Below are 19,714 nucleotides of genomic sequence, written 5' to 3' on the forward strand. Positions count from 1 at the left end.
AGGAATAACAGTAACGTGCGTTTGCTAACTTACCTGCTGCTCAGCCTGCTTAGCGTAAAGCTCTATGCCGTAGAGCCCGATGCCAGAATAGCTATTATTATTGACGATATCGGTTATCAAAAATCGGATTTAAAACTTGTTGATTTACCTTTTCCATTAACTTATGCCGTGTTGCCACACACCCCCTACGGCGCCCAGGCAGCGCGGCAGGCTTTTGCACAACAAAAAGAGGTAATGCTGCATATGCCAATGGAAGCCAGCAACGGCAAAGCACTTGGCCCGGGTGCCCTGACCAGCGACATGTCAAAACAGCAAGTCCAGCACACCCTGGAACAGGCTTTGGCGGATATTCCTTACGCTATTGGTGTTAATAATCATATGGGTAGCTTGTATACCGCGCAGGAACAACCGATGGCCTGGATGATGGAGTATTTAAGCCACCGCCAGCTGTTTTTTGTCGACAGCCTTACCACGCCAAACAGCACAGCAGCCAAATATGCCCGCCATTATGGCGTGACAAACTTAAGCCGGCATGTGTTTCTCGATAATGTACAAACAGAAGCCGCTATCACGATACAGTTTGAGCAGTTGCTTGCCATTGCCCGCAAGCGCCACAGTGCCATTGCTATTGGCCACCCTTACCCGGAAACTTACCGCTTTTTGCGGAAAAACCTGCCGGTGTTGCGCCAGCAAGGCATAGAGCTGGTCAGTATTTCGGCCTTGTTGCCAACGGGCCACAACGTGGTTGCTGCTGGTTTTACTGCACCGGCTATTTCAGCGGCACAGTAAAGTTGCAGGCATAAAAAAACCGCCAGCAGGCGGTTTTTTTATGCTCAGGCTTAGCTCATGGCAGCCTGCAGCTTTTTCATTGCATTCTTTTCTAACTGACGTACCCGCTCAGCAGACACACTGTATCTGTCGGCCAGTTCCTGCAATGTCAGCTTATTGTGGTCAAGCCAGCGGGCCCGGATAATATCCTGGCTACGATCATCAAGGGTACGCATTGCGGCTTGTAAACGGTCTACCGCAGCGTTATCCCACTGATCTTCTTCTACCCGCAGTGCCAGATCAGAGGCTTTATCCTGCAGATAATATGCCGGTGCAGTATAGGCTGCTTCGTCATCATCATCCGGCGCGTCAAATGGCATATCGTAGTTGCTCATGCGTGATTCCATCTCGCGCACTTCATGCTCGGCAACACCCAGCGACTCTGCTACGTTTTTCACTTCTTCCTGGTTAAACCAGCCTAAGTGTTTCTTGGCTTTACGCAGGTTAAAGAACAATTTGCGCTGGGCTTTAGTGGTAGCAATTTTTACGATGCGCCAATTTTTCAGCACATACTCATGAATTTCGGCTTTAATCCAGTGCACGGCAAAGGAAACTAAACGCACACCAACATTAGGATCGAAACGTTTTACCGCTTTCATCAGGCCAATATTGCCTTCCTGAATTAAATCGCTTACCGGTAAACCATAACCAGAGTAGCTGCGGGCAATGTGCACCACAAAGCGCAGGTGTGACATAATTAATTGGCGTGCGGCTTCTAAATCACCGTTCTGGTGTAAACGTTCAGCCAGATTGCGCTCTTCTTCTGCGCTGAGCATGGCAATGGAACTGACAGCATGAGTGTAAGCTTCCAGGCTGCTGCTGGCTGCTACCGGTAGTGACATCATTTCTGCTGTATCGCTCATTTGTGTGTCCTGTCCTAACTAAGTGAACCGATATTAGCACTCTTTGACAGAGAGTGCTAATTTTAGTTGCGGCAGTTTTTAGATCTGCTTATTCTAAAAACTGCGGTGTAATAATTAAACGCTATTAAGGGCCAGTGGGTTCAATAGCACTGATATGCCGGCGTACTGAAAGGTAAGAGCCGGTAAGGCCCAGTAGTACTGCCAGCAACATTAAGCTGAAAAACTCTGTTACGCTAAACGCCATCAGGCGAAACTCGCTGTCGTATAAAGAGGTAACACTACCAATAGCGCCTTGCAGCCACCACAGCATGGCTTCTACAATCAGAAATGCCAGCAAGCCACCGAATACACCAAACCATACACCACTGTATAAGAACGGCCGCTGAATAAAGGCATCGGTTGCCCCTACCAGTTTCATCACTTCAATTTCGTCTTTCTTACTCATAATAGATAGCCGGATGGTATTGCCAATAATCAGCAATACTGCACCAAGCAACAAAATAGCAATCACCAGCACCGCCTGGCGCAACAGGCTGACAATAGCATCCAGCCGGGTAAGCCAGTCGATATCCAGTTTACCAAACTCGACGATACGCTCTTTTGACAAGCGATCCAGTAACTGGCGGGCACTGCCGGCGCTGGTGTTTTTCGGCAATACCAGTAATACATCCGGCAAAGGGTTGTCTGTCAGATAAGTCAGTGCAGCGCCAAAACCCGAAACATCGGCAAATTCAGCCAGCGCCTGCTGCTTGCTGATATGAGTGACGCGGGCAATGTCATTGTCGGCCTGCAGAATTTTCAGCAAACTGTTAATTTGCCTGTCGTCAGTGCCATCTTTAATAAATAAGCTGATCTCAGCAGCCTGAGTAAAACTGTCGCTCACCTGCTGCACATTTTTTACCAGCAGATGCAAAGTAGCAGGTAGTGTCAAGCTAACGCCCAGTACGCCAATAGTCAGAATAGAAGCAGAGGGCGTGCGCCATAACTCGCCCAGGCTAAACAATGCCTGGCGCACATGGTTAACCCAAAACATCACAAAACGGCGGCCAAGACTAATTTTATGCGCAGAAGCCCCGCTGCTGGCACGGCCGGAAAACAGAATACTCATAATGGGTCTTCCTGATACTGCAGCAGGCCATCGTTAATCATTTTGCCTTGTTTTAATGTCAGAGTACGGTATTTCATCCGCGCGACCAGACCAAGGTCGTGCGTGGCAACCAGCACCGACACACCTACCTGATTAAAGGCCTCAAACACCCGCATAATGTCTTTGGACAGATCCGGGTCAAGGTTACCGGTAGGTTCATCGGCCAGTAGCAAAGGCGGTTTATTCACCACAGCGCGGGCAATGCCTACCCGCTGCTGCTCACCACCAGACAAGGTTTGCGGCAGGCAGCGTACTTTATCCAGCAGGCCCACTTTATCCAGCGCAGCATGCACACGCTTTACCATATCTTTACCGCTAAAGCCTTCTATCACCAGCGGCAGTGCCACGTTATCAAATACAGTGTGATTCATCAGCAGACGGTGATTTTGAAAAATAATGCCAATATCGCGGCGCACATAAGGAATATGCGGCCGGCGAATACGGCTTAAATCAACGTCGTTAATTAATACCCGGCCAACACTGGGGCGTTCAATCAGGCTGATCAGCTTTAACAGCGTACTTTTACCGGCACCAGAGTGGCCGGTAAGAAATGCCATTTCACCTTTTTCCAGTTTAAAACTGACGCGATCCAGCGCAACAAAACCACCCGGATAGCTTTTACTGACCTGATCAAACTCCAGCATAGTTACGCATCCCGGTTAAATAGCGCGCGAATAAAGTCCTGGCTGTTAAACACGCGTAAATCATCTATACCTTCACCAACGCCGATATAACGCAGGGGCATTTTAAATTGATCAGCAATGGCAAAAATTACGCCGCCTTTGGCGGTACCATCAAGCTTGGTTAAGCTGATCCCGGTTAATTGCACCGCTTCATTAAATACTTTGGCCTGGCTGAGCGCATTCTGGCCCGTGCCGGCATCCAGCGTCAGCATCACTTCATGCGGTGCTGTCGGGTCAATTTTTTGCAGTACACGAACAATTTTTTTCAGCTCTTCCATCAGGTGAGCTTTATTTTGCAAACGACCGGCCGTGTCAGCAATTAACACATCAACCTTACGCGCTTTGGCCGCCTGATAGGCATCAAAAATAACTGAGGCACTGTCTGCACCGGTGTGCTGGGCAATAACCGGGATTTGGTTGCGCTCGCCCCATACCTGCAGTTGCTCTACCGCCGCAGCCCGGAAGGTATCGCCTGCCGCCAGCATGACCGACTTCCCCTGCTGCTTAAACTGTTGTGCCATTTTACCGATAGTCGTGGTTTTACCGACACCGTTAACACCCACCATCAGAATAACAAAAGGCCCGCCCGCATTTATCGGCAACAAAGGTTGCTCAACATCTTTTAGCAGCGCTGCCATATCCTGCTGTAACTTTTCAAACAACAGCGAAGAGTCTTTCAGCGATTTACGATCAGCATGTTGCTCCAGTTGCCGGATCAGCTTCTGCGTGGTATCAACACCAACGTCGGCCAGCAGCAGCTGGGTTTCCAGCTCTTCATACAGCTCGTCATCTATTTTGCGGCCGCTGAATAAGCCCGCCAGGCCAGAGCCCAGATTCAGGCTGGTTTTGGCTAAGCCCTGCTTTAAACGGGAGAAAAAGCCGGTTTTTTTTGCCGGTTCAGTAACTGTAACGGGTTCAGCAGCTACCGGTTCAGCCGCAGTTTCAGTTGTGGCTTCAATAGCCTCAACAGCTGCACTATCCGCCGGTTCAGCATCCGTTACAGTGGTATCTGGCACAGCAGTTTCGGTCTGGCTATCGTCTTTGCCAAAGCCAAGCCAGGAAAACAGTTTATTTTTTTTGCTCATAAGCTCAAGTGTATGCAGATAAAAACTAAGGTAAACTTGGCCGTTATACTAACACCTTTGTGTTAAAGGCAAAACGGATTAGATGAAACAAGCAAAAAGCACAGTAAAACGCCACTCTGCTGGCGAAAAACGTCTTGCCGCGGTAGCAGGTGCACCGGGAGAAGTACGGGTTATAAGTGGTAAATGGCGTGGCCGCAAACTGGCAGTGTTAAATGCTGAGGGCCTGCGGCCAACCACCGACAGAGTAAAAGAAACGCTGTTTAACTGGCTGATGCACGACATTAGCGGGGCAACGGTGCTGGATTGTTTTGCCGGTAGCGGCAGCCTGGCGATAGAGGCATTATCACGTTATGCGGCCCATGCCACCTTAGTGGAACGTGATGCCGGCCTGGCACGGCATCTGAAACAAAACCTGCAAAAGCTAAAATGCGACAACGCGCAGGTGATAAATCAGGATTGCTTAAGCCTGTTATCCACCATGGCAACAAAGCAATACAATGTGGTGTTTATCGATCCACCTTTTCGCAAAGGTTTAGCGCTGCCCTGCTGTCAGGCACTGGAGCAACAGCAATGGTTAGCCGACAATGCCCTGGTATATCTGGAAACTGAAAAAGAACTTATAACGGCACAGATGCCGGCAAACTGGCGTTTACTAAAAGAGAAAATAGCCGGCCAGCTGGCTTACCGGCTATATCAGCGCAGCTAATACGCGCAGGCTGGGTTAATCTGTATTGCTCAGCTCCATTCCCAGGTTAGTCAGGCCTTGCTCTTTTACCCAGTTTTGCAGCATTTGCCGCTCTTCGCGGCCAAATTGCTTAACGGACGTCACAAGTTCAATCAGTTCAGCCAGGCAGTCCATTTCGTATTGCATCAGCGGGTGCTCGCGAACGATTTTTTTCAACTCTGCTTCGGTAGTAATATCATCGTCAATACTGTCGTGCTCGATTAACCGCGCTACGGTTGCCTGCGAAATTTTCGCGACATTGATAAATTCAGCGGCATCTTGCTGGGCAATACCGCTTAGCATCATATCCAGGGCCGTGGCGCAATCTACTGCCGGATAGACACCAAAAATATCAAAGTCACTTAACTCCGGTGTTATTGCGTCCAGTTCTTCAGACAGTTTTTCGAAATTAATTTTGGCTTTTTTTACCGTTAACCACTCCCATACCAGCGTCAGTATATGGCGTGGCAGTTCGGCATCACCGGTTTGGGTTACTTCAGCAAACAGCTGGTAATTCGGTAACATGCGTTCAAGCAAGGTGGCAGCAACGGCGGCTTGCTGGTAAAAGTTCAGCTCACGCATCGCCTGAAAATTATTGGCTTTTTGTTTCATCTTTGTCCTGAAGACATGACCAGCAAATATCAAAACTCTGATAGTTAAGTTCACCACAGCTACATTGCCACTGTGCTGGTTCATGCTTTAATTGTTGTAAATACTGGTTGATTATACGCTGTGCACAGGGAAATTGCTGCTGTGGCACCCAAAGCTGAATGCCAACGTCATTTAATGGCAGCTCACCCGCTGCCCCGGCAAGATATTCACCGCTCACTCTGACTAACACAGCGGCGTGCTGCAATAAGCCTTGCACCAGCCCCGCTTCAAAACTGTTGGCCGCCTGATATAACCGCTGCCATTGCTGCACGTCATTGGGGTGCAACAGTTCCATTATCAGCCCGTCACTTGCAGTTGCTTTTGCGCATATTCAAATTTCAGTTTGAACTCCATCATGCGCTCTTCCATCGCCTGCACCTGCAGTTGATGGGTTTCTTGCTGTTGTTGTAATTCGGTACGAAGTGCACGAATTAACTCACGGCTACTGTCGGCTTCCTGCTGTTGTTTTTGCTCTGCCGCATACTGGCGGTTTTGTGCATGCTCAAGCTGGGCTTCTATTTTTTGTTGCCGGCTCTGGCTAAGCTGATACTGCTCTGTCAGGTTAACGTAATCTGCCTGCAAGCGGGTCAGTTCAGAGCCTAAGCCGCTGCTTTCATCGGTTGCTCTGGCCAGTTGCTGCTGCAAGTCTGTCAGTTGTTGTTCTGACGCGTTCAGCTGTTGTTGCCATTGCTGCTGTTGCTCAGCCTGAACAGACAGCTGTTGTTGCAGTTGCTGAATTTTTTGTTGCTGTAAGTCGTGAGTTCTTTTACGGTCCTGCACTTCCTGTTGCAGCCTGGCGATGGCTTGCAGTTTGTCCTGCTGCGCGCCCTCCATCGCAGCCACACGTTGATGCTCTGCCGTTAACGCTGCGGCCTGCGTCTTCAGGTTTTGCTGCAGTTCGGCCAGTTGCCGCTCATGTTCGGCCTGTAACGCATTAAGTTGCTGCTGGTGTTTTTGCTGTTGTTCACTGGCTAATCTCAGCTCGGCGTTAGCCTGTTGCACAACCAATTTTAATTCGTGGGCAGCGGCTTTGGCTTGCTCTGTGTCAGCTTCTGCTGATGCCAGTTGCTGCTGTAGCTGACTTAACTGAAATTCGGCCTGCTGCAGCTTTTTCTCAGCTTCGTTATTGCCGTTATCGGCGTGTTGCAATTGCACAACCTGCTGTTGTAATTGCTCGTATTGTTTAATCTGTGCAGTGTAATTTTGCTGTATTGCCGACAACTGAGTGCTGGTTTTCTCCAGCTCTTCGGTAACGGCGTGATGTTGCTGGCGTAACTTAGCCAACTCCAGATGATCGGCACTGGCTACCGGAGCAGCCATATCAAGTTGTTGCTTGGTATGTTGCCAGTCTTTAAATAGTTTCTGGTAGGCTTGTTCTTGTTCAAACAAGCGTTGTTGCCACTGTTGCTGGCTATCGGCCAGCACCTCACTGGCAAATTGTTCCAGCTGTTGCTGCTGAATATTAAGAAGCTGAGTAGAGAAGTCGACCAGGCTGGCTTCCAGCTGTTGCTGCGCAGTCTGGGTTAAATCGGCAATAATTTGCTGCTCGTTTTTATTATTGTTTTTCTTCACTGCATTCATTGTCAGCTCTCGCTTTACTTCGGTAGCTATTGCCTGCGTTTTGCAAGCGCCCCGACGTCAACAGTTAAGCACACCATAGCCAGAATCTCAGCATAAAAAGGCTATAACATACTATGCCGGACTTTAGTGTAATATGACTTATCATTGATAGCTAACGCTATTGATAGTTTTAACATTTTCGCGGTTTAATTTTTTATAACAGGAGCCTGCATATGATGGATTTAACCACCCCCGCCCTGCTGTTTCCCGCCATATCTTTACTGTTTTTGGCTTACACCAACCGTTTTTTGGTGTTGGCGCAATTGATCAGGGAGCTAAACCAGCGCGAAGGCGATAATGTACGCCAAATGGCCAGGCGCCAGATAGACAACTTACGCCGCCGTATAGTGTTAATAAAAGTGATGCAGGCTTTTGGTGTACTTAGCTTTGTACTATGCACTGCCGCCATGTTCTGTCTGTTTATGTTATGGCAAACCGCAGGTCAGCTGCTGTTTGTTGTCAGCCTGATTAGCTTATTAATTAGTCTGCTCTATTCTTTATATGAGATCCAAATCTCCTGTGATGCCATAAATATAGAACTGGAATCACTGCAAAACCGCTAACGGACACCGATGATGACAACCAGCACCGGATGGCAACATGAGTAATGATGAGTTTCTGTTTCAGCATGAAAACGCAAGCCCGGATGAAGAACCGGACATCAATACCAGCCCGCCATGGCAGGTACTGATAGTTGATGACGATGCCAGCATCCACCAGATCACCACTTTGGTGCTGAACAACTTTGAATTTGAGCAGCGACCGTTGCGGCTACTGCATGCCTACAGCGCACGCGAAGCCTTGAGTATTATCTCGCAACAGCCCGATATTGCCCTGGCCATTATTGATGTCGTGATGGAAACACAACATGCAGGTCTTGAATTAGTTAAAACCATCCGCCAGCAGTTACAAAACCGCAGTATACGGCTGATTTTACGCACCGGCCAGCCAGGAGAGGCGCCTGAAGAGCATGTTATCCGCGATTACGACATTAACGATTACAAAAACAAAACTGAAGTAACCGCAATAAAACTGAAAACGATGCTGTACGCCGGGCTACGTTCATACCGCGATCTGTGCATTATTGAGCACCACAAAACCGGCCTGGAAAAAATAATTGGTTGCACTACCAGTTTTTTACAGTGCAGCAGTTTAAAAGAGTTTGCTTCATTAATTCTGGGGCAGGTTGCTTATTTGCTCGGTCTTGAGCGTGAACAAATATACTGCTGCGCCGCAATTCATAACGCCGCTCAGCAAGGCCCCAAGCTGGATATTATTGCCAGCAGTAACCCTGCCAGCGGCGATAAGCTACCTGACGACGTTGCCAGCAAAATCCGGCAGGTACAGCAAAATAAGCAGTCTTACTATGCGGAAGATTGCTTTATCGGTTATTTTACCACGCACAAGGGCAACGAAAATTTCCTCTTTGTTAGCAAAGGCAGTAAATTAGAACAGAGCGATCATCACCTACTCAGTTATTTCTCGCACAGCATTGCCATAGCTTATGAAAATATCCAACTGCGCGAGCTGATGCGGGAAAGCCAGCGCGAGCTGTCCTATATTTTGGGCGAAGCGGTAGAAAAACGCTCGAAAGAAACCGGCAGCCATGTAAAACGGGTGGCTAATTACAGCTATCTGCTGGCAGTTAAATGTGGCTTGTCAGAGTATGAAGCCGAAAAAATAAAACTGGCCTCCCCACTGCATGATTTAGGCAAAATTGCGATTCCGGATCATATTTTAAATAAACCCGCTAAACATGATGGCAATGAATGGGCTATTATGCTGCAGCACGCCGAGCTTGGTTACCAGATTTTACAACATTCCACTAACGAGATACTGCAGATGGGTGCCATTATTGCTTATCAGCATCATGAAAAGTGGAATGGTAAAGGCTACCCGCAAGGGCTAAGTGGCCACAATATTCATATTGCCGGGCGCATAACCGCACTGGCAGATGTTTTTGACGCTTTAGGCAGCGACCGGTGCTATAAAAAAGCCTGGCCATTGCCGGAAATTATCGAACTTATTCGCCAAGAACGTGGTCAACACTTTGACCCGGTATTGGCGGATATATTGTTAAACAATCTGGATGCCTTCCTCGCAATACGCGATGCGTACCCAGATTAAGCATAGGAAGAAGTGTATGCTACGCAAAAATATTAAACATATGGTTATTACCTGTGCCGCACTGGCAGCGCTGGTTATTGCCGGTTGTGCTACCGGACCTAAAGTACGCTCTGACGCTGCGGCCAACACTAATTTTTCCAGTTATAAAACCTTTGCTTTTATGCCTGAGCCCGCAACAGATAAAGCTGGCTATGCCACTTTGGTCACGCAGCATTTTAAAGACGCTATCAGCGCTGAAATGACGGCTTTGGGTTATCAGTACAGCGAAACCAATGCTGACCTGCTGGTAAACTTTAACTCTAATGTGGAAACCCGTACTGATGTGCGCTCTATGCCATCAGCCACCTTTAACTACGGCTACTATAATTACCGTCGTGGTTATTATGCCGGCTTCCCGCTGTACACCAATGACGTAGATACTATTCGTTACAAATACGGTACGGTAAATATTGATGTTATTGATGCAGAGAAAAAGCAGCTGGTGTGGGAAGGTATTTCTGAGGGCACGCTGAAAAAATCAGATCTGGAAAAGCCTAAGCAGGCTATTTCAGAAGTTGTTAGCCTTATTTTTCAGCAGTACCCAACGCGGCGGGTTGTACCGCAGTCTTAACTGCGGCCAGAGTTCAGCAGTACCCGCTTAAACCGCATCGGGTACCAGTTGCTTAATTTTTTGTTGTAACGCCGCACAGTCGGCGTTTTTATTTTGCTGCTGAATGGCTAACGTCAGCTCTCCTACCGTTACACCAAATTTATGCAAGGTACTGCGATTTATCAGGTTCTGCTCGTCTACCAGATAAAGCCAGTCTTTTATCTTTACATCCATCGTATCGCCGTCATATGGAATACGCAGTGTATATTCCCAGTACAAGGTGTTCCCCGCCAGTTGCCCGGTGGCGTTACCGATTACATCACCGGCAGTACCGCTAATACTGCCATCCGCGTTTTGGTGCAGTTGCCAGTGGCGCTGCTCTGTGCGGCCATCGCTAAAATAAAACAGTTCGTACAAATTGCCGGTATTTCCCTGCCAACTGCCGCATAATTCTGCGGTAAAACGTACACTCTGCTTACCTTGCCAGTTGTGTAACACGCCCCAGGCCAAGCTTTCCCCCTGAAAAAACTGATCCAGCTTTAATACTGGTGTCTCATTGCTATACTCGGACACCGACTGACTGCAACCTGCAAGTAGCAGAGCACCGGCAACAGCAGTGGCTAACAATAATTTGTGCATAATTTCCTCCACTAATCGGTCAACTTACGCAGTGCAGCCGCTGCCGGCTCAGAAAAATAAAAAAATTTTTGCGAACGACCAACTAAATTTGCAGTCAGCCCGACTTAATAAACAAAACCAGCAGAGAATAACAATATCGTGTTTAAACGCAGTGACGAGAGCTTAATTGCCAAAGCGTTAAATGGTGATCAACACGCCTGGCAGCAGTTGGTGAACCGGCATCAAAGTGCACTGTTTTACTTTGGCTTACGCTTGCTTGGGTCGCGTGAAGACGCCAATGACCTGTTGCAGGATGTATTGATGGTGTTGTGCCGTAATCTGGGCCAGTACCGGGGTGACAGCAGCTTTAAAAGCTGGTTGTTTGGCATTGCCAACTACCGCGCCATGGACATGCTGCGCCGGCGAAAATACAGCGACAACGATGATGAACTGGCTGAAATGCCCGCCGACGCCCCCGGCTTGCCAGAGCAACTGGCCAGTGACCGGCAGCAAAAGCAAGTGCAGCAGCAGTTGCGCAACTTGCCGGCGGAACAACGTCTGGTGTTGGAGCTTAAGTTTTATCAGCAGTTCACTTTTGATGAAATTGCCAGCCAGCTGGCGATTTCCAGTAATACCGTAAAATCCCGTTTTTATGCCGCGCTGGATAAATTGCGCCTGCAGTTGGAGGACAATCATGTCGAACAATCAGCAAATTTTTGAAGACTGGCTCGACGGTAAAATAACCGCTGAGCAGTGCGCCTTTCAGTTACAACACGACCCTCAGTGGTATGCCCGGCTGCAAAACACTCTGGCATTGCAGGCTGACGCCAAAGCACCGCGTTTTGAACCGGTACCGGAGTTTGATAGCAGCGCCTTGTTTGCCAAACAGTGGCAACGGCCAAAACTGCAACGTAGCTGGTGGCCACAGCTTAGCCTGGCACTGTCTTGTGCGGCCATGTTAATTAGCCTGTCTCCGGCTAAGTTTCAGCTGCAGGATGGCAGCCTGACACTTAGCTGGCACAACAGCCAAAGTGAAATTAACAGCGCCGTCAACACTGCACTGCTGGCTTATCAAAAAGAGCAGCAGCAATGGCTGGTGCAGCAACTGGATACGCAACAACAAAGCACCAACTCGCAGTTGGTACTACTGAAAGATTACTTACAAGATGAACTTAAACGCGACCAGCGCAGCGATATGCTGCAACTGGTGGAGTACCTTAACCAGCAACGCCAGGCTGACTGGCAATACTGGCAGGAAAACTATCAACCGATGCAGGCCGGTTACCGTCCTGCCAGCAGTTACTATAGCCCAACCAATACCGGAGTGGTAAAACCATGAATGCATTACGCCGTACCCCATTTTATGCCGCAACCGTTGGTGCAGTTTTAGCATTAATGCCGCTACATGCCGCCGAAGTTAGCCCGGCACTGAAAAAAAATGCCGATATTCTGCAAACTATTCTGCAAACTGCGTTTAAAGATAACGAAAACAGCCGGTTATCATCGCTGCAGTACAGCTATTTAAGTGGCCAGGGCTTATTGTTTCAGGCCAGCAGTGGCGGCCGGCATATTTTTCAATTCAGAAATATGAGCATACCGGCCACGCCGGTTGCACCAGTGCCACCATTACCGGGCGGTGAGTTTGAATTTGATAGCATCGATATTGAAAAAATCACAGAAGCTGCAGAAGAGATGGCAGAGCAAATGCAGGACCAGCACCGGCAAACCTATCGCATAGCGGAAAAACAGCGCGCTATAGAGCGTGAACTGCGTGATGTTGAACGCGACAAACGCGATATCGAGTTTAATAAAAATCTGACCAAACTGGATAAAGAGCAACAGCAGGAACTGCAAATGCTGCAGCAAAAAACCAAGCTGCTGCAGGAAAAGCTGGCCGAAGTGGCTAAAGAAGCCGGCATAAGCCGCAAGCAACTGGAAGAGCAGCGGGCAAAACAACTTGCTGAACAACAGCAACAAACCGCCGCCATGGTGAAGACAGTAGGCGAGAAATTCAGCCAGGTATTGTGTGACTACGGCGCCAGCCTGCGCGATATGCCGGATAACGAATACGTTACCTTGCAGGTAAACAACCGTGGTAGCGAAGGCCGCTATTACTGGGTGGTAAAAAAAGCCGATATTAACCAGTGTATGACCGGCAAAATTAAAGCAAAAGATTTACTGGCCAAAACCAATAGTTACCAGTTCTGATATTAGAAAGAAAATGACCACCTTAGTGAGAATCGATTTGCCCTAAGCCAACCGTTGAAGGCATGGATGCCTGACAAATTCGTCAGGAACGAATTTGAACTGCTCCGCTGGCCCGCAAGGGTGAATGTCATGGACGACATTCACAATCGAGCCCCCAAGGATGGGTTCACGGCGCGTTGGTGTGGGCAAACTGGTTCGAAACTGCAACTAACTAAAGATGTTTCATTTCTGCACTTTCGGCCGCAATAGCTGAAACCGCGTTGCTGCATCTGCGACAAAATAATCGCCCGGGCCACCACCGCGTAATACCGGCTCAGCCGCTGCTGTATCGTATAGTCCATCTACCAGCAAATGCCGCGCAATATGCACGCCTACTACTTCGCCAAACACCATCCAGGTTGTTATTTTGCTGCCATCGGCTGCACTTAACTGCACTATCTGGCTTAGCTTACACTCAAAAGTAACCGGGCTTTGTGCTACATGCGGCACCTTGATAATACTGGACGCTTTGGTTGTTAAACCGGCCAGCACAAATTCATCTACCTCAGGTGCAACAGCGGCACTGGTCTGGTTCATCGCCTCTGCTAACGGTTTAGTTACCAGGTTCCAGCAAAACTCACCGGTTTGCTCAATATTACGCAGTGTATCTTTGTAACTGGTGCTGGCAAAACCAATAATCGGCGGCGTGTAGTTAAAGGCATTAAAAAAGCTGTAAGGTGCTAAGTTCAGCCGGCCTTCGCTGTCCTGTGATGAAATCCAGCCAATCGGCCTTGGCGCTACCAGCGCATTAAAAGGGTCGTGCGGCAAGCCATGGCCTTTAGCGGGTTCATAGAAATAGATATTGTCTGACATGGTTTTCCTCTGACACAAACTAACCGGATGCCAAGAGTAACAAAATCCGCTTTATGGGCGTGGTTTTTTCAGCGACAATAAGCGCAGTTTATCTTCTGAGTATCGCTATGTCCGGTCCGGCTTTGTCCAGTGACGCTATTATTGAGGCTTTTTATCAGCACGGCTGGGTTTGGCTGCCGAATTTTTTAAGCACTGAATTAAATACCGCACTGGCACATGAAGCCAGACATCAGGCGCAGCTTGCGCCTGCAGGTATTGGCCGCCAGGGCGGTCATCAGTTAAATCAGCAGATCCGCCGCGATGCCACCCAGTGGTTTGATGGCAGCACAGCGGCGCAGCAGCAATATCTGGCACAGATGGCACAGTTACAGCAGCTGTTTAACCGGCGCTGCTTTTTAGGTTTATTTGATTTTGAATGCCATTTTGCCCGTTACCAAAACGGCGACTATTACCAAAAGCATGTTGATGCTTTTAGTGGCCGCTCAAACCGGGTGCTTACCACGGTAAGTTACTTAAACAGTGTCAGCGCGGGCGGCGAGTTAGCGCTGTATGATGAGCACGACTGCCTGATTGATAAATTTCTGCCCACTGCCGGCAGCCTGATCTTGTTTGAAAGTGAGCGTTTCCCACATGAAGTACTGCCAGCTATAGACAGCCGCTACAGCATCGCCGGCTGGTTTCGCAAAAATGCCAGTATTAACGGCGTGCTGGACCCGGCAAATTAAAACGCCTATGATAAGCGCCATGCGCACTGTACTTAGCTATTTGTTATTGCTTACTCTGGCACTATCCGGCCTTAGCGGATCGGTGCAGCAGGCGCATGCCTATACGCTGGCCGATGCAATGGTTCAGCATACAGCACCGGCAGCCGAAGCCGACATGCCATGCCATAGCGTACAAACCGCAATACCTGACGACACTAATCACAGTTGCTGTGAGCAAGCACAACATAAATGCAAAGGTGATTGCTGCACCAAGCACTGCGCTACTGCCGGCGCACTGTTAGCCACCGAGTTATTTCGCTATATCCGCCCTGATAATACCGTTGCAAGCCTTTCTGGCAGCCTGCCCCAATGGTTATTTACTGAAGATCCCCCGCCGCCTATAAACGCCTGAACCGATTAGACCTTGTTAATGCTGTGCTTTTGCACGCGGGTTGGTATTGTTTCAGGAAAATATTATGTGTACTTTTTATTTTATAACCTTGCTGTTGTTGCAACCGGCTTTTGCCCTATTGGCACAAGATCATAGTGAACATCTTCATCAGGCTGCTTCGCCTGCGGCGCAGCAGAGCGTATTACCACAAGCAACACCGCTGTATGTCTGTCCGATGCACCCACATATTCAGCAAGGCGAAAGCGGTAACTGCCCGATTTGCGGCATGGATTTAGTGCTGCAGCGCCAACAAACTACAGCAGCAGTAGACGTTAACGGTGCTATGCAGCAAGCGCTGGCGATACGTACCGAAGCTGTAGCACCGCGCACGTTATGGCGCTTTATTGAAAGTTTTGCCCAGGTGCAGTACCCGGAAGATGCTATTCACCACAGCCATATCCGCGCCGAAGGCTGGATAGAACAATTGTATGTGCGCAGCCTGGGCCAGCGCGTTAAAGCCGGTGAAAAACTGTTTAGTTACTATGCCCCGGATTTACTGGTAGCACAGGACGATTATCTGCAGGCGTTGTCTGTCAGTAAACAAAATGGCGAGCGCAGCAGCAGCCTGCTAAAACGTGCCGAAACCCGCCTAAGGCTGCTTGGCCTTACCGATAACGATATTAGCCAGCTACAACAAAGCCGGCAAAGCCAGTACCAAATAACCGTGTATGCCCATCAGGATGGTGTGGTAACTGTGCTGAACGTGCGTGATGGTATGTATATCAGCCCCGGCGATACCCTGATGGAGATCACCAGCTTAGCCAAAGTCTGGCTACTGGCCGATGTACCTGAAGCGCAGCAAAGCTGGTTGCGTGAAGGTATGAGCGCGGAGGTCGATATTCCATCGCATCAGATAACAGGCATTGAAACCAGGATCGATTTTATTTACCCGGCACTGGATGCGCAAAGCCGCAGCAGCAAAGTACGCATGACGGTAGATAACAAACAGCAACTGCTGCAACCCAATATGTTGCTGCCGGTACGTTTGTATGGCGGGCCGCTGCGTGATGTATTGGCGGTACCGCGTGATGCGGTGTTGTTATCAGGTAACGGAAGCCGGGTTATTGTTAAAGATGGCGATAGCTTCAGTGTACGGCATATTACTACCGGCAGCAGCGCCCAGGGTTATGTGCAGGTGTTAACCGGCCTACATCAGGGGGAGCAGGTGGTGGTATCCGGCCAGTTTTTACTTGATGCCCAGGCCAGTTTAAGCCAGTTGCCACAAAGTACCGCTGGCAGTCATCAGCATTAGGAGCAGCGAACATGATTAAAGCTATTATTCGCTGGTCGGTACAAAACCCGCTGCTGATTTTGCTAAGCACCTTTGCGCTGGCACTGTTTGGCTATCAGGCCAGCCAGCAACTGAAATTAGATGCCCTGCCGGATTTATCCGATGTGCAGGTTATTATAAAAACCAACTACCCGGGCCAGACGCCAGAAACCATAGAGCAGCAAATCAGCTATCCGCTGTCCAGTGCGTTACTGGCCGTGCCCAAAGCCAAAGCCGTACGTAGCTTCTCCATGCCGAACGACAGCTATCTGTATGTTATTTTTGAAGATGGCACCGACCCCTACTGGGCGCGATCCCGGGTACTGGAATATCTGCAAACCGTTACTCTGCCCGCAGGTGCCAATGCCACCTTAGGGCCCGATGCCAGCGGTGTTGGCTGGATATTTCAGTATGCTCTGGTCGATAGAACCGGCCAGCAGTCACTGGAGCAACTCAGCAGCCTGCAGCAGTTTTTCCTTAAACCCGAACTGCAAAGCGTTGGTGGTGTGGCGGAAGTCGCCAGCATCGGCGGTATGGCAAAAACTTATCAATTGCAAATAGAGCCGCGCCTGATGCGTGCTTATAACGTTACTCTGGCGCAGGTGATTAGTGCTATTAACAACCATAATCAGCAGCAGGGCGGCGGCATTATTGAAGTAGCCGAAACTGAACTGCTGGTGCAGGCCGGTGAATATATTCAGTCGCTGGAAAACCTGGCCGCAGTGCCGCTTGGCGTGCGTAACAGCGCCGATTACCCGCTGACACTAGCTGATGTTGGCACTGTGCAGTTAGTACCGGCAGCACGGCGCGGTATTGCCGAACTGAACGGCGAAGGTGAAGTGATTGGCGGTATTATTGTGATGCGCCAGGGCGAAAATGCGCTTAGTACCATCAATGCAGTAAAACATAAACTGGCCGGGCTGAAAAACGGCCTGCCAGAGGGGGTTGAGCTGGTAACGGTGTACGACCGCTCCGAGCTGATTGAAAACACCGTCAGCAATTTAAGCCAGAAACTGCTGGAAGAAATGGCGGTAGTCGCGTTGGTGTGTCTGGTGTTTTTACTGCATGCCCGCTCTGCGTTAGTTGCGGTAATCAGCTTACCACTGGCTCTGCTGGCCAGTATTTTGCTGATGCAAAAACTGGGCATTAATGCCAACGTTATGAGCCTGGGTGGTATAGCTATTGCCATTGGCGCTTTGGTAGATGCAGCCATTGTCATGGTAGAACACGGCCATAAAAAGCTGGAACAGGCCCGTGCTAACGGTAAAGAGCTGAGCGCTGCAGAGTTTCGCCAGACCATTATCGATGCCTGCCTGGATGTCGGCCCGGCGCTGTTTTTCTCTTTGCTGGTGATCACCGTCAGTTTTTTACCGGTGTTTATGCTTGAAGCGCAGGAAGGCCGCCTATTTGCCCCGCTGGCTTACACTAAAACCTTCGCCATGGCCTCGGCGGCATTGCTGGCAATAACGCTGATCCCGGTGCTAATGCTGTACTTTTTACGCGGTAAGCTGCCCTCAGAACACAGCAACCCGCTTAGCCGCCTGCTGATTGCGCTTTATACCCCGCTGCTAACATTGTGTCTGCGCTTTCCAAAAGCCTTAGTGCTGCTGTGTTTGCTGGCACTGGGATCCAGCCTGCTGCCGTGGCAGCGATTATCTACCGAGTTTATGCCAGCCTTTGCTGAAGGCGATCTGCTGTATATGCCCACCACCCTGCCCGGTATAAGCCCGGCCACGGCGGCAAAGCTGCTGCAGCAAACGGATCGCTTAATAAAAACCGTGCCCGAGGTAGACACCGTGCTGGGTAAAAGTGGCCGCGCCGATACCGCCACCGATCCGGCTCCGCTGACAATGCTGGAAACCAGCATTAAGTTAAAGCCGCAAAGCCAGTGGCGGCATGGGGTTACGCTTAATGATATTATTGCGCAGCTGGACGCCACCGTGCAGGTACCGGGCCTGACTAATGCCTGGTTGCCACCGATAAAAACCCGCATTGATATGTTATCTACTGGCATTCGTACCGCAGTGGGGGTGCGTGTCAGCGGGCCGGATCTGGCCACTATTTCACAAACAGCACAACAGTTGGAAAGCCAGATCAGACAACTGCCAGGCAGCCGCTCGGTATTTGCTGAGCGCGCTGAAGATGGCCTGTATTTACAAATCACACCCGACTTACAGCAGTTGGGCCGCTACGGCCTGACACTCGCCGAGCTGCAGCAATATGTCGCCTTTGCTATTGGCGGTGCGCCGGTAGCACAAAGCATTCAGGGCCGCGAGCGCTACGATATAAGCCTGCGCTTCCCCCGTGACAGCCGCAGTCACCCGGATGATATCCGCCGGTTGCCGCTGCAAACGGCTGACGGCGCCTACCTGCTACTGGAGCAGGTAGCAAAGGTAGAGGTAATACAGGGCCCGGTGATGATCCGCGCTGAAAACGCCCGGTTAACCAGCTGGGTGTATATCGATCTGCCAGCAGAAACCCGGCTTGGTACTTATATTGCGCAGTTGCAGCAGCTGCTGGCTGAGCAGCGCTTTGCACCGCAGGTTAGTGTCAGTATCGGCGGCCAGTATGAATATCTGCAGCGGGTAACACAGCGCCTGCAGCAACTGCTGCCTTTTACCTTACTGCTTATTGTGTTGCTGCTGTATTTAACCTTCCGCCGCTTTAGTGATGTGCTGCTGGTGCTAGTTACTTTACCCTTTGCGCTTAGCGGTAGCTTATGGCTGCTGTATTTGCTCGATTACCAGCTGTCGGTAGCGGTTGCCGTAGGCTTAATTGCCTTAGGTGGCGTGGCGGCCGAATTTGCGGTGGTCATGTTGCTGTATTTAAAGCGCGCAGTAGAGGAAGTAAAACCACAAAATCAGCAGCAGCTCTGGCAAGCCATTATGCAGGGTGCTGTGCAGCGGGTAAGGCCAAAAGCGATGACAGTGCTGACCATTATTGTCAGTTTACTGCCGGTAATGCTGGGCAGCGGGGCCGGCAATGAGGTTATGCAGCGTATTGCCGCACCTATGCTGGGCGGTATGCTGGCCGCGCCGCTGGTGTCGATGCTGCTAATGCCGGTATTGTATTTTTTGCTGCTGCGCCGCGCATTACCGGAAAAATGATAAGGACAGCAAAACTAAAGGCTAAGCAGATCTTTTTCTGAGGATGGCATGCCCGATTTGGGCGCCACAGAGTGTCTGAGCCCTGCCGCAGGCAAAAGGCGACAAATGAATTTGTTACCCGCCTTCGCTGGCGCGAAAAGGTCTGAGGCTGCGCTATCGGCGCAGTGCTCCCTGTGTTTAATTCAAA

General features: G+C 49.8%; 21 protein-coding genes. 12 read left to right on the top strand and 9 right to left on the bottom strand.

All coding sequences use genetic code 11. The features are described 5' to 3' along the window. Positions 1-15: 15 nt before the first annotated feature. The gene (locus tag BLW68_RS08690) at positions 16-789 is read left to right on the top strand and encodes a divergent polysaccharide deacetylase family protein (RefSeq protein ID WP_092792639.1); all 774 of its coding nucleotides are present in this window, start codon (positions 16-18) and stop codon (positions 787-789) included. Between the two features lie 50 nt (positions 790-839). Here the strand turns inward: BLW68_RS08690 and rpoH are convergent, their stop codons facing one another. From rpoH to ftsY, 4 genes are all read right to left on the bottom strand, one after another. Continuing rightward, a complete protein-coding gene (gene rpoH, locus BLW68_RS08695; protein WP_068233039.1) occupies positions 840-1,691 on the bottom strand; it encodes an RNA polymerase sigma factor RpoH in 852 nt (283 codons plus the stop codon). 124 nt (positions 1,692-1,815) lie between these two features. After that, a complete protein-coding gene (gene ftsX / locus BLW68_RS08700) occupies positions 1,816-2,799 on the bottom strand; it encodes a permease-like cell division protein FtsX (RefSeq protein WP_092792375.1) in 984 nt (327 codons plus the stop codon). After that, entirely contained in the window at positions 2,796-3,482 is a 687-nt protein-coding gene (gene ftsE / locus BLW68_RS08705) for a cell division ATP-binding protein FtsE (protein WP_092792377.1), read from the bottom strand. Before ftsE ends, ftsX begins: the two co-directional genes overlap by 4 nt. A 2-nt stretch (positions 3,483-3,484) precedes the next feature. After that, complete coding sequence (ftsY, locus tag BLW68_RS08710) at positions 3,485-4,606, bottom strand: signal recognition particle-docking protein FtsY (protein ID WP_092792379.1); 1,122 nt, start codon at positions 4,604-4,606, stop codon at positions 3,485-3,487. Between the two features lie 82 nt (positions 4,607-4,688). On the opposite strand from ftsY, the gene rsmD reads away from it, so the two are divergent. Continuing rightward, positions 4,689-5,312, top strand: a complete 624-nt coding sequence (gene rsmD / locus BLW68_RS08715) for a 16S rRNA (guanine(966)-N(2))-methyltransferase RsmD (RefSeq protein ID WP_092792381.1) — start codon at positions 4,689-4,691, stop codon at positions 5,310-5,312. A 15-nt stretch (positions 5,313-5,327) separates the two neighbouring features. Here the strand turns inward: rsmD and BLW68_RS08720 are convergent, their stop codons facing one another. From BLW68_RS08720 to BLW68_RS08730, 3 genes are read right to left on the bottom strand one after another with little or no spacing between them, the layout of a single operon-like run. After that, a complete protein-coding gene (locus tag BLW68_RS08720) occupies positions 5,328-5,942 on the bottom strand; it encodes a YjaG family protein (protein ID WP_092792383.1) in 615 nt (204 codons plus the stop codon). Then, positions 5,923-6,276: a putative signal transducing protein gene (locus tag BLW68_RS08725; RefSeq protein WP_092792385.1), complete on the bottom strand. Its 354-nt coding sequence runs from the start codon at positions 6,274-6,276 to the stop codon at positions 5,923-5,925. The genes BLW68_RS08720 and BLW68_RS08725 overlap by 20 nt, the downstream gene beginning before the upstream one ends. 2 nt (positions 6,277-6,278) lie before the next feature. Continuing rightward, positions 6,279-7,562: a coiled-coil domain-containing protein gene (locus tag BLW68_RS08730; RefSeq protein WP_092792387.1), complete on the bottom strand. Its 1,284-nt coding sequence runs from the start codon at positions 7,560-7,562 to the stop codon at positions 6,279-6,281. A 212-nt stretch (positions 7,563-7,774) separates the two neighbouring features. Here BLW68_RS08730 and BLW68_RS08735 point away from each other — a divergent pair, with 212 nt between their 5' ends. The 3 genes from BLW68_RS08735 to BLW68_RS08745 are packed head-to-tail and all read left to right on the top strand — an operon-like array spanning position 7,775 to position 10,338. Then, positions 7,775-8,164: a DUF2721 domain-containing protein gene (locus BLW68_RS08735; protein ID WP_231732036.1), complete on the top strand. Its 390-nt coding sequence runs from the start codon at positions 7,775-7,777 to the stop codon at positions 8,162-8,164. A 37-nt stretch (positions 8,165-8,201) separates the two neighbouring features. Continuing rightward, on the top strand, positions 8,202-9,728 hold the full coding sequence (locus BLW68_RS08740) for a response regulator (RefSeq protein ID WP_092792389.1): 1,527 nt from the start codon (positions 8,202-8,204) through the stop codon (positions 9,726-9,728). A 16-nt stretch (positions 9,729-9,744) separates the two neighbouring features. Next, entirely contained in the window at positions 9,745-10,338 is a 594-nt protein-coding gene (locus tag BLW68_RS08745; protein WP_092792391.1) for a DUF4136 domain-containing protein, read from the top strand. A gap of 27 nt (positions 10,339-10,365) precedes the next feature. Here BLW68_RS08745 and BLW68_RS08750 read toward each other — a convergent pair whose 3' ends face one another. Beyond that, positions 10,366-10,956, bottom strand: a complete 591-nt coding sequence (locus BLW68_RS08750) for a DUF3833 domain-containing protein (protein WP_092792393.1) — start codon at positions 10,954-10,956, stop codon at positions 10,366-10,368. Positions 10,957-11,094: 138 nt separating this feature from the next. Between BLW68_RS08750 and BLW68_RS08755 the strand changes: the two genes are divergently transcribed. The 3 genes from BLW68_RS08755 to BLW68_RS08765 are packed head-to-tail and all read left to right on the top strand — an operon-like array spanning position 11,095 to position 13,143. Then, positions 11,095-11,655 carry an RNA polymerase sigma factor gene (locus tag BLW68_RS08755; protein WP_092792395.1) on the top strand — a complete coding sequence of 187 codons (561 nt, stop codon included), beginning with the start codon at positions 11,095-11,097 and terminating at the stop codon, positions 11,653-11,655. Continuing rightward, on the top strand, positions 11,630-12,274 hold the full coding sequence (locus BLW68_RS08760) for a hypothetical protein (protein WP_092792397.1): 645 nt from the start codon (positions 11,630-11,632) through the stop codon (positions 12,272-12,274). The genes BLW68_RS08755 and BLW68_RS08760 overlap by 26 nt, the downstream gene beginning before the upstream one ends. Then, complete coding sequence (locus tag BLW68_RS08765) at positions 12,271-13,143, top strand: hypothetical protein (RefSeq protein WP_092792399.1); 873 nt, start codon at positions 12,271-12,273, stop codon at positions 13,141-13,143. The genes BLW68_RS08760 and BLW68_RS08765 overlap by 4 nt, the downstream gene beginning before the upstream one ends. A 222-nt stretch (positions 13,144-13,365) precedes the next feature. Here the strand turns inward: BLW68_RS08765 and BLW68_RS08770 are convergent, their stop codons facing one another. Continuing rightward, positions 13,366-13,995, bottom strand: a complete 630-nt coding sequence (locus tag BLW68_RS08770) for a flavin reductase family protein (protein ID WP_092792401.1) — start codon at positions 13,993-13,995, stop codon at positions 13,366-13,368. A gap of 107 nt (positions 13,996-14,102) precedes the next feature. Between BLW68_RS08770 and BLW68_RS08775 the strand changes: the two genes are divergently transcribed. The 4 genes from BLW68_RS08775 (at position 14,103) to BLW68_RS08790 (ending at position 19,527) form a co-directional block, all read left to right on the top strand. Then, complete coding sequence (locus BLW68_RS08775) at positions 14,103-14,720, top strand: 2OG-Fe(II) oxygenase (protein WP_092792403.1); 618 nt, start codon at positions 14,103-14,105, stop codon at positions 14,718-14,720. A gap of 19 nt (positions 14,721-14,739) precedes the next feature. Continuing rightward, positions 14,740-15,111 (top strand): hypothetical protein, encoded by a 372-nt coding sequence (locus tag BLW68_RS08780; protein WP_143039937.1) that lies wholly within the window; start codon positions 14,740-14,742, stop codon positions 15,109-15,111. 64 nt (positions 15,112-15,175) lie between these two features. Beyond that, positions 15,176-16,402: an efflux RND transporter periplasmic adaptor subunit gene (locus BLW68_RS08785; protein ID WP_092792407.1), complete on the top strand. Its 1,227-nt coding sequence runs from the start codon at positions 15,176-15,178 to the stop codon at positions 16,400-16,402. An 11-nt stretch (positions 16,403-16,413) separates the two neighbouring features. Next, a complete protein-coding gene (locus tag BLW68_RS08790; RefSeq protein ID WP_092792409.1) occupies positions 16,414-19,527 on the top strand; it encodes an efflux RND transporter permease subunit in 3,114 nt (1,037 codons plus the stop codon). Positions 19,528-19,714 lie beyond the last annotated feature (187 nt).

The sequence above is a fragment of the Rheinheimera pacifica genome (genome assembly GCF_900108485.1).
Classification (GTDB): Bacteria; Pseudomonadota; Gammaproteobacteria; order Enterobacterales; family Alteromonadaceae; genus Alishewanella; species Alishewanella pacifica.

Excerpts from the sequence above, each read along its gene's own strand:
- rpoH (WP_068233039.1), bottom strand. The coding sequence starts at position 1,691 with ATGAGCGATACAGCAGAAATGATGTCACTACCGGTAGCAGCCAGCAGC.
- ftsX (WP_092792375.1), bottom strand. The coding sequence starts at position 2,799 with ATGAGTATTCTGTTTTCCGGCCGTGCCAGCAGCGGGGCTTCTGCGCAT.
- ftsE (WP_092792377.1), bottom strand. The coding sequence starts at position 3,482 with ATGCTGGAGTTTGATCAGGTCAGTAAAAGCTATCCGGGTGGTTTTGTT.
- ftsY (WP_092792379.1), bottom strand. The coding sequence starts at position 4,606 with ATGAGCAAAAAAAATAAACTGTTTTCCTGGCTTGGCTTTGGCAAAGAC.
- rsmD (WP_092792381.1), top strand. The coding sequence starts at position 4,689 with ATGAAACAAGCAAAAAGCACAGTAAAACGCCACTCTGCTGGCGAAAAA.
- BLW68_RS08720 (WP_092792383.1), bottom strand. The coding sequence starts at position 5,942 with ATGAAACAAAAAGCCAATAATTTTCAGGCGATGCGTGAGCTGAACTTT.
- BLW68_RS08725 (WP_092792385.1), bottom strand. The coding sequence starts at position 6,276 with ATGGAACTGTTGCACCCCAATGACGTGCAGCAATGGCAGCGGTTATAT.
- BLW68_RS08730 (WP_092792387.1), bottom strand. The coding sequence starts at position 7,562 with ATGAATGCAGTGAAGAAAAACAATAATAAAAACGAGCAGCAAATTATT.
- BLW68_RS08735 (WP_231732036.1), top strand. The coding sequence starts at position 7,775 with ATGATGGATTTAACCACCCCCGCCCTGCTGTTTCCCGCCATATCTTTA.
- BLW68_RS08740 (WP_092792389.1), top strand. The coding sequence starts at position 8,202 with ATGAGTAATGATGAGTTTCTGTTTCAGCATGAAAACGCAAGCCCGGAT.
- BLW68_RS08745 (WP_092792391.1), top strand. The coding sequence starts at position 9,745 with ATGCTACGCAAAAATATTAAACATATGGTTATTACCTGTGCCGCACTG.
- BLW68_RS08750 (WP_092792393.1), bottom strand. The coding sequence starts at position 10,956 with ATGCACAAATTATTGTTAGCCACTGCTGTTGCCGGTGCTCTGCTACTT.
- BLW68_RS08760 (WP_092792397.1), top strand. The coding sequence starts at position 11,630 with ATGTCGAACAATCAGCAAATTTTTGAAGACTGGCTCGACGGTAAAATA.
- BLW68_RS08765 (WP_092792399.1), top strand. The coding sequence starts at position 12,271 with ATGAATGCATTACGCCGTACCCCATTTTATGCCGCAACCGTTGGTGCA.
- BLW68_RS08770 (WP_092792401.1), bottom strand. The coding sequence starts at position 13,995 with ATGTCAGACAATATCTATTTCTATGAACCCGCTAAAGGCCATGGCTTG.
- BLW68_RS08775 (WP_092792403.1), top strand. The coding sequence starts at position 14,103 with ATGTCCGGTCCGGCTTTGTCCAGTGACGCTATTATTGAGGCTTTTTAT.
- BLW68_RS08780 (WP_143039937.1), top strand. The coding sequence starts at position 14,740 with ATGCGCACTGTACTTAGCTATTTGTTATTGCTTACTCTGGCACTATCC.
- BLW68_RS08785 (WP_092792407.1), top strand. The coding sequence starts at position 15,176 with ATGTGTACTTTTTATTTTATAACCTTGCTGTTGTTGCAACCGGCTTTT.
- BLW68_RS08790 (WP_092792409.1), top strand. The coding sequence starts at position 16,414 with ATGATTAAAGCTATTATTCGCTGGTCGGTACAAAACCCGCTGCTGATT.